Annotated in this window: 13 protein-coding genes and 1 CRISPR repeat array; of the genes, 8 read left to right on the top strand and 5 right to left on the bottom strand. The window is 33.0% G+C overall.

Features of this window, described 5'->3' with window-relative positions:
- Window positions 1-36: 36 nt before the first annotated feature.
- Complete coding sequence (locus METIG_RS08250) at window positions 37-1,257, bottom strand: RNA-guided endonuclease TnpB family protein (protein WP_013799763.1); 1,221 nt, start codon at window positions 1,255-1,257, stop codon at window positions 37-39.
- Window positions 1,258-1,377: 120 nt separating this feature from the next.
- Between METIG_RS08250 and METIG_RS08255 the strand changes: the two genes are divergently transcribed.
- The 6 genes from METIG_RS08255 to METIG_RS08280 all read left to right on the top strand — a co-directional run bounded on the left by METIG_RS08255 (window position 1,378) and on the right by METIG_RS08280 (window position 8,603).
- Window positions 1,378-2,334, top strand: a complete 957-nt coding sequence (locus METIG_RS08255; RefSeq protein WP_394295230.1) for a pentapeptide repeat-containing protein — start codon at window positions 1,378-1,380, stop codon at window positions 2,332-2,334.
- 319 nt (window positions 2,335-2,653) lie between these two features.
- Window positions 2,654-5,335 carry an alanine--tRNA ligase gene (alaS, locus tag METIG_RS08260; protein WP_013799764.1) on the top strand — a complete coding sequence of 894 codons (2,682 nt, stop codon included), beginning with the start codon at window positions 2,654-2,656 and terminating at the stop codon, window positions 5,333-5,335.
- 178 nt (window positions 5,336-5,513) lie between these two features.
- Complete coding sequence (locus METIG_RS08265) at window positions 5,514-5,927, top strand: NfeD family protein (protein WP_013799765.1); 414 nt, start codon at window positions 5,514-5,516, stop codon at window positions 5,925-5,927.
- Window positions 5,928-5,990: 63 nt separating this feature from the next.
- Window positions 5,991-6,803 (top strand): SPFH domain-containing protein, encoded by an 813-nt coding sequence (locus METIG_RS08270; RefSeq protein ID WP_013799766.1) that lies wholly within the window; start codon window positions 5,991-5,993, stop codon window positions 6,801-6,803.
- An 11-nt stretch (window positions 6,804-6,814) separates the two neighbouring features.
- The gene (locus METIG_RS08275) at window positions 6,815-7,423 is read left to right on the top strand and encodes an OB-fold nucleic acid binding domain-containing protein (protein ID WP_013799767.1); all 609 of its coding nucleotides are present in this window, start codon (window positions 6,815-6,817) and stop codon (window positions 7,421-7,423) included.
- Window positions 7,416-8,603 (top strand): tripartite tricarboxylate transporter permease, encoded by a 1,188-nt coding sequence (locus METIG_RS08280; protein ID WP_048055712.1) that lies wholly within the window; start codon window positions 7,416-7,418, stop codon window positions 8,601-8,603. The genes METIG_RS08275 and METIG_RS08280 overlap by 8 nt, the downstream gene beginning before the upstream one ends.
- A 53-nt stretch (window positions 8,604-8,656) precedes the next feature.
- Window positions 8,657-9,138: direct repeats of the CRISPR family, unit length 37 nt; unit sequence GTTTCCATCCTTGTTTTAATGGATGAGGTATTCAAAC.
- A gap of 202 nt (window positions 9,139-9,340) precedes the next feature.
- On the opposite strand, the gene METIG_RS08285 is transcribed toward METIG_RS08280, so the two are convergent.
- The 4 genes from METIG_RS08285 to METIG_RS08300 all read right to left on the bottom strand — a co-directional run bounded on the left by METIG_RS08285 (window position 9,341) and on the right by METIG_RS08300 (window position 15,050).
- Window positions 9,341-10,339, bottom strand: coding sequence for an IS701 family transposase (locus tag METIG_RS08285; protein ID WP_013798772.1), 999 nt, complete (start codon window positions 10,337-10,339; stop codon window positions 9,341-9,343).
- Window positions 10,340-10,792: 453 nt separating this feature from the next.
- A complete protein-coding gene (gene gatE / locus METIG_RS08290; protein WP_013799769.1) occupies window positions 10,793-12,688 on the bottom strand; it encodes a Glu-tRNA(Gln) amidotransferase subunit GatE in 1,896 nt (631 codons plus the stop codon).
- 98 nt (window positions 12,689-12,786) lie between these two features.
- Window positions 12,787-14,040: a Glu-tRNA(Gln) amidotransferase subunit GatD gene (gatD, locus tag METIG_RS08295; RefSeq protein WP_013799770.1), complete on the bottom strand. Its 1,254-nt coding sequence runs from the start codon at window positions 14,038-14,040 to the stop codon at window positions 12,787-12,789.
- A 245-nt stretch (window positions 14,041-14,285) separates the two neighbouring features.
- On the bottom strand, window positions 14,286-15,050 hold the full coding sequence (locus METIG_RS08300; RefSeq protein WP_013799771.1) for a 4-phosphopantoate--beta-alanine ligase: 765 nt from the start codon (window positions 15,048-15,050) through the stop codon (window positions 14,286-14,288).
- Between the two features lie 243 nt (window positions 15,051-15,293).
- Between METIG_RS08300 and METIG_RS08305 the strand changes: the two genes are divergently transcribed.
- Window positions 15,294-15,506: a class III signal peptide-containing protein gene (locus METIG_RS08305; RefSeq protein ID WP_013799772.1), complete on the top strand. Its 213-nt coding sequence runs from the start codon at window positions 15,294-15,296 to the stop codon at window positions 15,504-15,506.
- A 232-nt stretch (window positions 15,507-15,738) separates the two neighbouring features.
- On the top strand, window positions 15,739-16,842 hold the full coding sequence (sucC, locus tag METIG_RS08310) for an ADP-forming succinate--CoA ligase subunit beta (RefSeq protein WP_013799773.1): 1,104 nt from the start codon (window positions 15,739-15,741) through the stop codon (window positions 16,840-16,842).
- Window positions 16,843-16,943: the final 101 nt, after the last annotated feature.

Genomic DNA, 16,943 nt, shown 5'->3' on the forward strand with positions numbered 1-16,943 from the left:
AATCCACGTAATAAACTACGTTGGGATTGGGCGTCATCAGTCTCTTAGCAGAGACCTCTGCCCCTGTCGTGGACATAAAAACCTAACGGTTTTTAAGTTCTCGTCGCTTCGCTCCGAGATAACCCCAGAGCCACCCATAAACCTTTTGATTACATTCAAACCTCGTTTAAAAATATTAAAACAGCCAACTACTTGGCGATTAAAAGAGTTTGAACAATTATAGCAAACGACCTGCCCTTCTTGGGACTCCATTTTACTCCCGCATATAGGACAGGTCGTTGAAGTGTAGGCAGGATTAACTAAGATAACAATCGCCTTATAACTTATTTTTTCGATTATTCCATTCCAATTCGCCCTATCTATTCTTCTATTGAAGTGTTTATTTTTATACATCCTTCTCTTATTCAAATCCTCGAAGACAAAAATTGCATCCGGAAATAGTCGAGATAATTGTGTTGTAAGTTTGTGTAAAAAGTCCTTAACCCTATTTCTCCTTCTTTCGAATAACCTATTTATCTTTCTCAAAACTCTTAAAGGACATTTTTTGAGCAGTTTTTTAAGCCCATCAATCTTTTTATCATAAACCTCCTTAAGTCGGTGTAATTCGGTTAAATCTATCCTTATCCAACCCTCTATCGGATGAAATAAATCGAGGGATTTTAGATTGCTATCTACTCCAACGATTATATCTTTGTCTGAATAGTTTAGATTATCTTTGAAGGTTAAGAATGCTTCATTTTCCTTTAAAATAATTTCTCCAATTGTTAAGTCCTTAACCTTATCGAAAAACCACTCATTTTTGATGTTTAAGGTTAAATACTCTTTTCTTGGTTTTATCGTTATTCTTATCTCCGCTCTTTCTTTGTCGTATTTTATTAGAGTTGTTTTAACTCTAACGAATAACCTCTCTACTACTGGTTTTGTTTTAGTTCTATAACCTCTTTTGTAGTTCGAAGCCCAACTTTGTAGGATGGAATAGGCGGTTTTTATAATCCCATCGATGTAGTGAGAGGCATAACTCCAATTTTCTAAGAGTTTGTTTCTTAGGTTTCTTTTGAATTCGTTTGATTTTGGTAGTTTTGGTTTGTCTTTTTTAGTGTATTCTATGTTATTCCAAATCATGTCTATGCATTCGTTTAACTTATCTTTGCATTCGATTAAGAACGTTTTAAGTGGATAGTTATGGCTAACTTTGTAGGATAGAACGACTTGATAGGATAATTCCTGAGTCCCTTTTGATTTTGTCTTATTGGACATAGTAATCGTTGTTTGTTTTTTAGTAGGATTATGGTATTATCAAATATTTAAAAATTTCTTCAATATTTACTCACAAATGTTCATAAATGTCCATGTATAATTAAACAGTTTCAAACGGCGATTTTTTCAAGGGCAGTATTTAATGAAGGTGCTAACTTTTCAAGGACCACATTTAACAAAAAGGCATATTTTTTAGGAACTATATTCAAGAGGGACGTTGATTTTTCAAGGACGACATTTAGGGGAGATGTGGATTTTCTCGGAGTGACATTCAAAAACTTAACCAAATTCATAAACGTTTCCTTTGAACTCGCAAAATTTTTGCATTGTATATTTGAAGATATTACCGTTTTTAAAAGGAGAGAGACATTCAGCCCAGATAAGAATGAAGTAGTAATTTTTAATTTTGTGAATTTTAAAAACCCGCAAAACACTACATTTATGGACTTCCCACTGTCCAAAATATCCTTTTTAATGACTGATGTTAAAGACATTACAATAATAGCAAAAGCAGAGGAAATTTTAAGTGAAAAACTTTTAAGATACAAAGAAAAAGAAGAAAGGGGAAAGATAAACGAGACAAATAAAAATGAGAACTTTGAAAAAGTGATAAAGATACTTAGACCATATTTGAGGCAAGAGACCGTCCTCGCAGAGTATAGAAACATAAGGAAGTCATTTGAAAAGAACCGGACTTTTGTAGAGGCATCAGAGTTGTTTATTAAAGAAATGGAACTACTGAAAAAAGGACTTCCATGGTTTGAAAAGGCAGTTTATGATTTCTATTATGGGCTATCAAAATATGGTGAGTCCATTATAAGGCCCATCTTTTGGTCTGCGGTTTTTATTTTTGTATATCCTCTAATAATACTGTTCTTAAACTACAATAATGATTTCTCAAAAGTAACAGAATTCTACCCAAAATGCCTAAAAGAGACATTGAGGGCATTTTTCCAACTCGGCATAATTGATAAATCATCCTTAATGATATCTTACGAGTGGTCAATCAGGATAATCTCATTAATTCTATTGAGTAATCTCTTTATAGCAATTAAAAGAAGATTGGAGAGAGTATAGTCCTAATATGCATTATTATTTATGATATTATTGTTTTATTTTTTGCCTAACTAAATAAAAGGGCAAACAACGAAAGATTTTTAAATATTCAGTGTAAATTTAAAGTTAAATTATAGTCGTGTGCGGAAATGATATACGGCAAAACCTTCGGTTTTGCCAAATAATATATCTAAGAGGCACTGCCGAGCGTAGCGAGGCAGTGCATCCGATTTGGATGAAATCGAACCGTAAGGTTCGAGCTGCAAAACCACAGGTTTTGCTTAACCTTTTTTAAAAGGTTTCTTGTTGAATATTCCACTAAAATTCATTTGGTGATAGGATGGAGGTAAAGCACGATTACAAAGTTAAACTTTTTGAAGATTTAGGATTTGTAAGAAAAAAATGTAAGAAATGTGGACAATACTTCTGGACTTTGGATGAAGAGAGGGAAACATGTGGAGACAGCCCATGTGATGTCTATACATTTATTGGCAATCCAATAACAAAGAAAAAATACACATACAATGAGATGGTTAAGGAATTTTTGAATTTCTTTGCAGAAAATGGGCATACGCCAATAAAGAGATACCCAGTTACAGCAAGAAGGTGGAGGGACGATATACTTTTAACCATTGCTTCAATTGCTGTCTTCCAACCATGGGTAACAAAGGGAATTGTTGAGCCAGTGGCAAACCCATTGGTAATTGCCCAGCCATGTATTAGGTTAAATGATATTGATAATGTTGGGAGAACTGGAAGGCACATGACATGCTTTACAATGGGAGGGCACCACGCATTTAACAAGAAAGATGATTTCAAATACTGGACAGATGAGACCGTTGAGTTATGCTTTAACTTCATGAAAAAACTTGGTATTGATGAAAAATCATTGACATTTATTGAAAGTTGGTGGGAGGGAGGAGGAAACGCAGGGCCATGTTATGAGGTTATTACACACGGTGTTGAACTTGCCACACTTGTCTTTATGCAGTATGAGAAAGTTGGCGATGCATATAAGGAAATTCCATTAAAGATTGTCGATACTGGTTATGGAATTGAGAGGTTTGTTTGGGCTTCACAGGGAACACCAACTGCTTATGATGCTGTATTTGGGGATATTGTTGAGAAATTGAAGAAAAATGCTGGAATTGAAAACATAGACGATAGAATATTGGCAAAGATTACAGAAGTTGCTGGATTGATGGATATTGAGGATGTTGGGGACTTGAAGATTTTGAGGAAGAGGGTTGCTGATAAGATTGGAATGGATGTTGAGGAACTTGATAAATTGATAAGTCCATTAGAAAACATCTACGCAATAGCAGACCACACAAGATGCTTAGCATTTATGTTTGGGGATGGAATCGTTCCTTCAAATGTTAAAGATGGATATTTGGCAAGGTTGGTTTTAAGGAAAACGTTGAGATACATGGAAAAGGCAGGATTAACTTTATCATTAAAAGATATCATCCAAATGCAATTGGGAAACTTAAAAGACCTTTATCCAGAGCTTTTGGAGATGGAAGATTATATTATGGAAATTGTTGAGGTTGAAGAGAAAAAATACATACAAACACTTAACAGGGGGAGAGGAATTGTTGAGAGATTAGTTAAATCTAAGAATGAGATTGGTTTAGATGATTTAATTGAACTCTATGACAGCCATGGATTACCACCAGAGGTTGTAGAGGATATTGCAAAAGAAATTGGGCAAAAAACAAAGAAAGAGGTAAAAATAAACATCCCAGACAATTTCTACACAATAGTTGCAGAGAGACATGAACAGAAAAAAGAAGAGACAAAGGACAAGAAAGAGGACTTACCAGATGTGGATGTTCCAGAGACAGAGTTATTATTCTACAAAAATCCAAAACAGAAGGAGTTTGAGGCAAAGATATTGAAAATTGTTGATAATTATGTGATTTTAGATAAAACACTCTTCTATCCAGAAGGTGGTGGGCAAAGGTACGATACTGGATTTATAAATGATAAGGAGGTTATTGAGGTTCAAAAGAAAAACAACATTGTTTACCACAAACTTAAAGATGTCGGTGGCTTAAAAGAAGGGGATGTTGTAAAAGGTGTCATTAACTGGGAAGATAGAGAAAGGTTGATGAGGAATCACACAGCAACACACATAATTAACGCAGCATGTCAAAAAGTTTTGGGTAAACACGTTTGGCAGGCAGGTTCAAATGTTGAGGTTGATAAGGCAAGGTTAGATATTACACATTATGAAAGAATTAGCAGAGAGCAGTTAAAGGAAATCGAAAGAATTGCAAATGAAATTGTTTTAAAAGGCATCCCAATAAAATCAACATTCATGAATAGGAATGATGCAGAGCAAAAATATGGATTTAGAATTTACCAAGGGGGAGTTGTCCCAGGAAATGTTTTGAGAATCGTTGAGATTGAAGGTGTTGATATTGAGGCGTGTGGTGGAACGCATTGCGAGAACACATCAGAAGTTGGATTTATAAAGATTTTGAGGACTGAAAGAATTCAAGATGGTGTTGAAAGGCTTGAATACACAAGTGGAATAAATTCAGTTGAGGAAATCCAAAAAATGGAAGATACATTAATAGAAGCAAGTGGAATCTTAGGAGTTCCACCAGAGCAGCTGCCAAAGGCGGTTAAGAGGTTCTTTGATGAGTGGAAAGAACAAAGAAAGACTATCGAAGAACTGCAGAAGAAAATTGGAGAACTTAAAAAATACGAGTTAATGAACAAGTTTGAAGAAGTTGGAAAATACAAAGTTTTAGTTGAGAAAGTTGAAGGTGATCCAAAAGAGATGTTGAATATTGCTGATAATTTGGTAAAAGAAGGCTCTATTGTGGTCTTGCTGAACGATAATGGAAATATTTTATGTAAGAGAGGAGAAAATGTTGATATAAGTATGGTTGAATTGATTAGGCATGTTGCAAAAGGTGGAGGAAGAGAACACTTAGCACAAGGAAAATATAGTGGTGAGTTTGAGACAATTAAGGAAAAAGTTGTTGAGTTCGTTAAAAGCAAGCAATAAAATTTGATTTATTTCTTTTTTTATTTTTTATTTTTTATACTTAAAATAATTTTAGGATGCTACAAAATAGAAAATAATATATAATAGTAAAATAATATATAATAGTGTAAAAAATTAAACTTTATTTTAAAATATTTTAAAATCTTAAATAATCTTAAATAATGTGTGGGGCTGTGTTATGGAGATAGGATATGCTTTTATTTTAGCGGGATTATTCATGATTGCCTTAGAAACCATTATTCCTGGGTTGTATTTTCCGGCTTGGGGAATTGCAATACTAATCTATGGAGTTTTTTTAATAATTGCCCCAAATTTTGCCTTACCATCTGCAATAATTGCAGGAGTTGTGACACTCTATATAATTCACAAAGCAGTTTATAAGAAAGGCATGGATGTGAAAATAGGGGCTGAAAAATACATTGGCATGGAGGGAATTATGCTTAAGGATGTTGATGAACACCATTATGGGTTTGTTTTGATAGATGGGGAGAAATGGCAAGCTAAGGCAAAAGAACCAATAAAAAAAGGAGAAAAAGTTGTTGTTGTTGGTATAGAGGGGGTTTCCCTCATAGTTAAGAAAAAAGAAAATTAAACAGGTTGTTAAAAATCATAGTTGTTTATAATTTATTATTAATTCATTATTAGGGTGATAGTTGTGTGGTTTTGGATTCTATTAGGTTTAATTACTCTATTTATTATTACAAAGGCAGTTGTTATTGTTAAGCAGTATGAAGGGGGGCTTATATTCAGGCTTGGTAAAGTTATAGGAATGTTGAGGCCTGGAGTAAATTTAATAATCCCATTCTTTGATGTACCTATAAAGGTGGATTTAAGGACAAAAGTTGTTGATATTCCACCACAAGAGATGATAACAAAAGATAACGCTGCTGTTAGGATAGATGCGGTTATTTATTATAGGGTTGTGGATGTTAATAGGGCAATTTTGGAGGTTCAGAATTACGAATTTGCAATAATAAACCTTACTCAAACAACATTGAGGGCAATAATTGGTAATATGGAGTTGGATGAGGTCTTGAATAAGAGAGAACACATAAATTCAATATTGTTGGAGATATTAGATAAGGAAACTGACGTCTGGGGGGTTAAGGTAGAGAAAGTTGAACTTAGGGAGATTGAGCCACCACAAGATATAAAAGATGCGATGACCCAGCAGATGAAGGCGGAGAGGTTGAAGAGAGCAGCAATCTTAGAGGCAGAGGGAGAGAAACGAAGTAGAATCTTAAAAGCAGAAGGTATTGCAGAGAGTTATAGGATTGAGGCAGAAGGGCAGGCAAAGGCAATTAAAATTGTTGCTGAAGCAGCGCAGCAATACTTTAAGGATGAAGCACAATTATACAAAGCATTGGAAGTTGCTTCAATTGTGTTAAAAGACAATGCAAAATATGTGATATCTGAGAACATTATGGATATAGCAAAGAATTTCATCAAAAAAGAAACTAAGCAATAATTGGGATGGTGATGAATGATAAGCACGTTATAGCATTTTGTTTAATATTTGCAGTATTGGGTTTAATATCCCTAAATTTTTATACCTTAGAGCCAAAAGACGTCAAAATTTGTGAGATAAAGGATGGGGACTATGTAAAAATAACTGGTTATATTCAAAAATTGATAGTCAAGAGAGACGAATATCGACATATATTGGAAGTTAAATCTTTAACTATAAGTGATGGCACGGGACATTTAAATGTTGTTGCATTTGGAAAAGTAAGAGAAGAACTAACAAATTACATAAAGGATTATCAGCCATGTTCCATAAAAGAGGAGGATAAAGTTCAAGTGATTGGGAAAATATCAACATACAATGGGAGATACCAACTAATTTTAGAGGATATAGATAACTTCAAGTTAATTGAAAAGTTAAATTTTGAGAAGGATATTTATCTCTCTCCAATTCCAACGCATATATATGCCTCAAAATATGGGAAAACATACCACACATCAGAAGATTGTCCTTATGGTAAGAAAATAAAGAAAGATAATAGAATTTACTTCTATTCTGAGGAAGATGCAGAAGAATTAGGTTATAAAAAATGCAAATGGTGTTCAAAGAATGCCAATAAATAATTTGTTCTTTCTCTTTTTGGGCATCATTTGCGGAACATTTACTGGATTATTCCCTGGCGTGCATCCAAACAATATTGTGGCATTATCTTTCCTATTTATTCCTTATTTCGAGAGTGGTTATGTGTTCTTTTTAATTGGCATGGTTGTTGCCCACTATTTTATAAATTACGTTCCAACGGTGTTCTTAGGAGTACCTGATGATGAAACAGCAACTGCCGTCTTTCCAATGCATAGATTAACTTTGAGGGGTTTAGGTTATGAGGCGGTGTTTTTATCAGGTTTTGGGGCATTTTTAGGTATAGTATCTTCAATTTTTGTGATTTTTGTTATATCATTTTTAAATTTGGATTTTTATCGGTTTTATAGTTTTTTAAAGTCATATCTTCCATTTATTTTGGCGTTAGTTTTGTTTATTATTGTTATATTTTCAAGGAGTTATTGGGCGTTGGTTATAACGCTATTATCTGGGATTTTTGGAGTTATCACGCTATATAAAAATCCATCCTTCAACTGCACATTAACTGCAATATTTACAGGCATGTTTGGTATTCCAATATTGATAAACAACCTTAAAACAGCAAGGATACCACACCAAATTATAACATTTCCAGATTTTAAGTTGAGTTTTTTAAAATCAGCATTCTTTGGCTCTGTTGGGGGATTTTTAAGAATATTTTTACCCGGCGTTGGAGGAGCACAGGTGAACTATTTTTTGAGTAAATTGATAAGAGAAACCGATATAAGGAATTTTATTGTTTCACAAGGCTCTATAACATTAGCTAATGAAGTATTTTCAATCTTTGCATTATTTTTAATTGGGACTGGTAGAAGTGGCGTGGCAAAGGCGATAAAAAATTTAAACATTGATGTTGATCTATTCCAATTAATACCGTCTATAATTATTGCATCATCGATTTCATTTGTTGTTTTGTTGTATTTATCAAAATTTATCCTTTTAAAAATGCAGAAGATAAATTTCAAAAAGATTTCAATATTTTTTATTTTTTTCTGCACTTTTGTAGTTGTTATTTCATCCATCAACAACCATCTATTTTATCATTTGACTATTTATTTGACAGCAATCTCAATCGGCATTTTATGTTTAAAAACAAAAACTCCATTTTCCTACATGATGAGCGTTTTAATATTCCCAACTATACTTTATTTTTTGTCTTCATAATTAATAACAATTTTTCATTGCTTTTAGTTCTTCAACCAAATGCATCATTTAATGTTTCCAGCCATGTTTTAATGGATGAGTAATTCAAACTTTTAGAAGCAATTGAAAATGAAATTATAAAATTACGTTTCCATCCTTGTTTTAATGGATGAGGTATTCAAACTGAAAAAAGCGAAAAAGATTAAGAAACAAAATCCCGAGTTTCCATCCTTGTTTTAATGGATGAGGTATTCAAACGGAGTATGTGGCTCTGCTTTTAGAACCGCATGAGTGGTTTCCATCCTTGTTTTAATGGATAAGCAATTCAAACGGTGTGTATTAGGATGTCAATAGATCCAGAGATTATGTTTCCATCCTTGTTTTAATGGATGAAGTATTCAAACGACTCTTCTACATGGGTTCTGATCCAGAGATTATGTTTCCATCCTTGTTTTAATGGATGAAGTATTCAAACTATGGGTGGGTGACCCGATCCACCCACTATTTCTTAATTTCTAAGTTTCCATCCTTGTTTTAATGGATAAGCAATTCAAACCCTATAACTTCATCCTTATTTTATGCCCAAACTCCTATATAAATCTTTCTTTTTCAACCCGAATTTTCTTACTGTATGATTATCAAACCCTTTATAAGAGTAAGAAAGATTGTGCAAATTATTTATAAATCCAATGCACAACCACTCCAATAAATCTCAATGATTAGAAGAGATTAGGACTTTCGCAAATACATTTAAATACTTAGATTAACAATAAACCAGCTTCTTTACATAAAGAGATTATAGCATTCCCAACGGCTATTCGGTTTAGTTCTCTTCTAAACTCATACCAAGTAATCTTTTTATCAATTCTAATCCTCTCTAAAATAAAAAAAGCTCTCATGGCTAACGAGATGTGTCCTAATACTGGAAGTCTCTTTCTAACGAAGAAATTTCCGATATTGCAGCACTGTTTAACCCCTCTGTGGAATTCTTCGATTCTCCAAGAGGCGTTTCTGACCTCTTGGAATTCTTCGAAATCCATAAATAGGTTATTCGTTATATAATATACTGCCTTTCCGTTTTTGGAAAGGCAGAAGAGTTTGACATAGCCCACTTTCCTTAGATAAACGATTAAGCCGCTCTTAGGAATTTCTCCAAGTTCTTTAATCGAAATCCACTCTCCGTTTTTGGAGAGTTTTATCTTCCTATTTCTTTTAATCCTGCAGAGGTAAAATAAACCGAACTTATCTATGAGTTTTAAGTTTTCTTTGCTTGAATACCAACTATCAAAGCAGATATATCGAATATTTAAGCCTTTCTCCACCAAAGATGATATTATTTCTCTGCATAAATCGTTCTTTGTCTTTCCATCTCTTTGTTTATCATAGACTCTAAAATCGATTGGAATGATGTTTTTTCCATTTGTAACAATGCAATCAACGATATGTATGCCTTTAACTACTCGTTTGTGTAGGTTACTCCAACAATAATAGGTAAACTCTGTTGATTTGGAGTAAATTTTGTCTATAACAAAGTCGTCTATAACGATAATGTTATAGTCGGGAATGATAAAATCTCTAACATAGCTAAATAGTCTCTCTTGAGGAGAAATTCCTTCATCCCAAAGAATTCGATTTATAGTATCGTGGGATATGTTTATTCCGAAAATACGCAACGTTTTTGATAGCTCTACACACGAATTAACCTCTGAAAGTAATATAAAAAGCATGTAAACGATAGACCCCATCTTTTTTAGCATATTATCCCAAAACAATTTTTGTTATTCAAAATAATAGTATAGGATTGCAATAGATATATTTAATTTAGTGATTATAATTAAATATTCGAATATACTTGCGAAAGTTCTAGAGATATTACACAATTTAAAACCAATCCAAACTTAAAACATACAAAATAAAACCAAAAAACTAAAATAATTAAAAAACCTCAATTTTAATTTGAAAAAATCAGTAATACTTTTTATCGATTTTCTAGTACCAAAATTCAACAGGGGGTATATAATCTCAAAATTCCTTCGGAATTTTTACGACTTACTCACTTCGTTCGTAAGAAGCAAGAAAGATTAATTAGGAAATTTAATATATGCTATTAAACTCTCTAAGAGGCATTGCTGAGCGAAGCGAAGCAATGCATCCCATTTTGATGAAACTTTTTTTAAAAGTTTCTTTTAAAGGTTTCATTTAGAGGTTTCTTAGAGATACTCTGATAATTTCTCTCTTAATATGGTATTGACCAATTTACCATCTGCTTTACCCCTCAAAACTGCCATACATCTTCCCATTAACATACCCACTGCTCCCATTCCCTTACTTTTAACAACTTCAATGTTCTCTTTTATAATGTTTTCAATAATCTCTTCGACTTCTTCTTTTGATAATGATTTTAATCCCTTCATCTCTAAAATCTCATCTATGTTCTTATCTGGGAACTCACAGAATCCTTTGAGAACTTCAATAATTGCTTCTTTTGACATTTTTCCTTCTGATAATGCTTTAAATGTCTCTCTTAAATGTTCTTCAGTAATTTTTGATATGTCATAGCCCTCTCTTCTAATTTCTTTTAATGTTCCCTCTAATGTTGTTGCTATTAATGTTGGTTTTATGGACTTGAACTCCTCACAAAGTTTCTCAAATAAATCTACATAGTATGAGAGAACCATCTGCTTTGCTAACTCTTCATTTAAGCCATATTCTTTCATGAACCTCTCTGCTTTTTCCTCTGGCATCTCTGGAAGGTTATTCTTAATTTTCTCAATCAACTCTTTACTTATTTTTATTGGTGGAATATCAGTTTCAGGATACATCCTTGCTGCTCCTGGCAATGGTCTTAAGTAGGAAGTGTTTCCATCTTCCAAAGCCTTCCTTGTCTCCTCTGGAACTCCAATGAGTGCTTCCCTTGCCCTCTCTTTTACAGCCTCCAATGCCTTATCTACTTTTTCCTCTTCATCTGCAACAATTATTACAGCATCATTTTCTCCTGCATTAACAAATTCTCTCAATTTTTTAACTTCTTCCTCACTAATACCATATTTTGGAAGTTCATCGGTGTGGAAAATCCCTCCAACCCCCGCAATAACCTTTGCCCTATCTGAGAACTCTGTCCCTAACCTTCTTCCTGGTTGAATTTCTCTACCTACTAAACCAGCAAAGCCCTTCAATAAAACTGCCTTAACCTTACCGTTCTTCTTTTTTAAAGCATTTCTTATAACTTTTGATTTTGTATCTTTAAATATCTCTGTTACATCAAATACTTCATCAACAACCTCAGCATTTCTCTCTTTTAATTCATCCCTTATCTTTAATAGATTAATTTGCCTAATTACTTCGTTCTCTATAACTTTTTCAATTAAATCTAAGTTTTGGACACCTTTAACCTCAATTCTTGCCCCATCTTTTATTGATATGTTAATATCTTGCCTAATTGTTCCTAATCCTCTCTTAACTTTTCCTGTTGCCCTTAAAATTTCCCCAATTCTTTTTGCTGCCTCTCTACCCATTTTTGGGGAAGTGATATCTGGTTCAGTTGAAATCTCTACTAATGGAATCCCCAATCTATCTAAGTTATAGACGACACAATCTCCTCTATCTTCAATCTTTCTTGCTGCATCCTCCTCTAAACATAAACTTGTTATTCTTACTTTTCCAAATTCCGTATCGATATATCCGTCCTTTGCTATGAACATTGTCCTTTGGAAACCTGATGTGTTAGAACCATCAATAACAATCTTCCTCATTGTATGGACTTCATCAACAACTTTCATATTCATCATTAAAGCAACCTCTAACGCAACCTCTATTGCCTCCTCTGATGGTAGATGAGGAGGTTCCTCATCTAACTCAACTAAGCAAGTTGTGTCTTTGTAGTATTGATAAATGAATTTTTTTCCCTTCTTTGCCTCCAACAATGCTGCCCTATCAACTTCTCCCATCTCACTTTGAGAAGGTCTTAAAACTCTCACTATTTCCCCATCTGGCTCATCATCTCTAATAACTGTTGGACAGTGGCAGAAGAGTTTTCTCTTTGTGTTTAATTGCTGGTGGATTTCTAAACCAACCTTTAACCCTATTTTGTTGTAATCAATCTCCATTTTATCACCTAATTCATGTAAATTTAATTTATTTTATTTATTTTGTTAATCATTTGTCAATTATTGATTATTTTTACTGAATTATTTTTAGATTATGTTTAATAGCAGTCAAATCTACTTCTATACTCAATTTCCCCAACTAAATTTTTGTTGATTAATTTTTTAACTTCTTCTACATTATAATTTCCTAAAAGATACATTAACTTAACCAATGCAACTTCTGGTAGCATATCTTCACATCCAATAACTCCTAACTTTTGCAGTTTTCTTCCATTTGAATATACATTCATGTTTACTCTTCCGTGTATTGTTTGGGTTGTCATTACAACTACAACACCATTATCTACTGCATATTTTATGCCATCAAAGATTGTTTCCGGTGCATGACCTAAACCAGTTCCTTCTAAAACAATTCCTTTATATCCATTGTCAACATAAAACTTTAAAATATCTGAACTAATTCCTGGATAAATCTTAACTAATGCTACTTTTTCTTCTAAGTTGGTATTTATTTTCACTTTTTTAGTTCCTTCACTTTTTTTTGGTTCTCTTAAATATTCTATCTCCTTTGTAAATGGATTTATCTTTGCAACAGGAATGGTGTTTATTGATTTAAATGCATCTCTTCTTGATGAATGGGATTTCCTAACTTTAACTCCTTCATGCAAATAGCAGAATGTATCTCCACTCTCCCCATGCATAACAACATAAACACCCTTAATTGGCTCAGTTGCCGCCAAAACTCCACTAATTAAATTCAATGCTGCATCTGAGGAAGGTCTATCGCTACTTCTCTGCGCTCCAACCAAAATTATTGGCACATCAGCATCTACCATAAAGGATAAAGCACTCGCTGTATAGTGCATCGTATCTGTTCCGTGAGTTATAACAATTCCATCCGCCCCATTTTCAATCTCTTCCTTAATTGCCTCAGCAATTTTCTTCCAATATGATGGAAGCATATTCTCGCTTAGAATGTTCATTATTGCCTTTCCTTCAATGTTTGCTATATCCAAAAGTTCTGGAACTGCCCTTATTAAATCATCTGCTGTAAATGCAGGGTGAACTGCTCCAGTTTTATAATCTACTCTTGAAGCAACTGTTCCTCCAGTTGAGAGAATAGCGATATTTTTTAGATTTGGGTTCTTTTTGATGCCTAATGGAGGCAGCTTGTATTCTGGTTTTTTACCCTTTTCAATAATTTCGATTTTCTCAATATTCTCTTTTAAAATTCCTACATTATAGCCATTCTTCATTTTTATGACTACTGTGTTTTCGTCTATTGAAGGGAGAACTACTCCAACATATTCAGTATCTTTTGTGCAAATTTTTACGACATCTCCAACTTCCATAATCTCACCGGATAATTTTATAGCAATATTATAATGTTTGCCAATATTTAATTATTTAATGCAAACTAAACTATAGTCGTTCTACAAATTACGGCACTGTCCATAATCTTAAATTTCCAATTTTAGGTAATTTAACAAAACTCCAATTTAAATTAGAGTTACGCTAACTGTCATCTAATTGTAGAACGACTATATTTGGATTTATTATGGTCAATGAGCGGAGATATTTATAATTTAATAAATCGTTAATCAATCTCTAAACTTTTTAACCTATCTGCTATATAGTTGAGCATTCTTTTTAAATTTTCTTTGTTGTTGTAATTATTTACGATGTCTTCCAATTCATCTCTACTTTTATTTTTATATTCTCTAACATACTTTATGAGCAATGGTAGGCATCTCGTTAATTCATCCACAATAGTTATTGTTGATTTCCTTGCAGTTCTTGATAGTGGGTTTAAATCAATGGAAATTACCTTTTTTCCCATCATTATCAATGCTTCTGTCCTATCTCCATCTTCTAAAGGAACTAAAACCACATCTGCAGTATAAATTCCCTCTTCTGAGACCTTTCCCCTTAAACTATCCAAATTTGGAATTTGTTTGTTTGCATCATCCACTCCTAATAATCTTATCTCTCCATTTTCTATCTCTTTTTCAAACTCTTTCTTTATTTTCTCTTCCCTTTCTCTTGTTCTATAAAACAAATTCACCTCAATTTTTCCATTTAGTTCTTTTGCAAGTTTTACAACATCTTCCTTAGCTAATGCAACCGTGTTTCCATTTACTGATATAACTGGATTTTCTGCCAAAACCAGCAAAGCAGCAGCTGCTTTTATTGATTCAAGTGCAATATCTGTTGTTTTTTCTCCGATTAGATAGTCGAAGGTCTCTCCTCTCCCATGTGCTATTAATCCAGCTTTTGCTAATATGCCTTTATCTAATGCTTCTACGATTTTCTCTCTTTTTAATAGTGATTCATACCTTGGATGTGATTTTGGAATATCCATAATTTCACCAAAATTGTATATTATTATAGTCGTTTGCGGAACTTTTGTCAGTTATTTAATAACAATAAAATTTTGAAAGGGGCTATAATCATAGTTAAATTTTCAAATGGGATATGATTCTTTCCTTAATTTTGATTATGCATTATAACGCAAACGGCTATACGAAACCTGTGGTATTATATACTAAAATTTAGGATATTAATAGTTACATTTAATTTTTATTCTGTTTAGGATGGTGAAATTATGAAAATTATAACATCTAAAAAAGCACAGATTACTATGGAACTTGGTATATTACTTATGGTGGCTATTGTAGTAGCAGTAGTTGCTGCATATCATTATTTAACAACAATAAAAACTACTGGAAAAACTGTAAATAAAACCGTTACAAATGTAAGTTCCACGTACTCTGAGAAGATTAAAGACCTCGCTAACCAACTGGGTAATTTGACATAGATCGTTCTGCACAAGAGTGTCATAAATCATTATCTTAAATCAATTAGTGAATGATTAAATAACTTTATATGTTTAAATTAAGTGTAAGATAAATGTCATTTAATTGCAGAACTACTATAATCTTACGGTCAAAAGTTTTTAATATCACTTTAAAAATTTTATTGTTTAGGTATCGTTATTTTTGTATAAACATTGAAATTTCATTGTTATTAATGGTGTATGGGGTGATTAAATGAAGTTGCATGAATATGAAGCAAAAAACATATTTAAGGAATATGGAATTCCAATTCCAGAAGGTTTTATTATTTCAAAGGAAGAAATTTCAAAGATAGATGACATCGGGATTAATAAGCCTGTTGTAGTTAAAGCTCAGGTTTTAGTTGGTGGAAGAGGAAAAGCAGGAGGAATTTTATTTGCAGATAATAAAGAGGAGTTAAAAGAGAAGATTAATGAACTTTTTAGCAAAGAGATAAAAGGAGAGGAAGTTGAGAAGGTATTAATTGAGGAGAAATTGCCAATAAAAAAGGAATACTACTTGGGAATTGTTATTGATAGAACTGAAAAAAGGCCAGCTATTATGTTTTCAACTGAGGGTGGAGTAGATATTGAAGAAGTAGCAAAAAGAAACCCTGAAAAGATCGTAAAATACCACATAGAACCAAGAAAAGAGTTCCTTCCATACTCTGCAAGGTGGATTTTGAAACATGCAGGTATTCCATCAAAAGAAATCCCTATAGTTGCTGATGTTATGTATAAGTTATATAAAGTATTCAAAGAAATGGATGCCGTATTGGCTGAGATAAACCCTCTTGTTATAACAGAGGATGGAAAGGTTTATGCTGCTGACGCTGTTTTGAATGTCGATGATGATGCTTATTATAGGCATGATTACTCAAAGTTTGAAGAATTTGGTAAAAAGGAGAAATTAGAATTTGCCTATGTTGAGTTGGATGGGGACATTGGGGTTATTGGAAATGGAGCAGGTTTGACGTTGGCAAGTATGGACATTATTAAAGAATTTGGTGGAAATCCAGCATGTTTCTTAGATATTGGCGGTGGAGCAAGTGCAGAGATTGTTAAAAAGGCATTGAAAAAGGTTTTAGAAAATCCAAAGGTTAGGGGAGTTTTTATAAATATACTTGGTGGAATAACAAGGTGTGATGAGGTTGCAAAGGGAATTGTTGAGATTTTAAAAGAGCATCCTAATGTAAAATTTGCCGTTAGAATGATGGGAACTAATGAAGAAGAGGGAAGGAAAATTTTAGAGGAAAATGGCATTCCTTACGAAACTTCAATGGAAGAGGCAGCAAGAAAATTAATGGAGAATTTGGCATAATTTAATAAATTTTTCTTCTTATAATTACTCATTATTATTTTATTATTTTTTAGTTATTTTACTTTAAATTTTTATGAATAAACAACAAAATTAGGCGGTAA

Origin of the sequence: Methanotorris igneus Kol 5, assembly GCF_000214415.1 — an archaeon.
Taxonomy (GTDB): domain Archaea; phylum AGJL01; class Methanococci; order Methanococcales; family Methanococcaceae; genus Methanotorris; species Methanotorris igneus.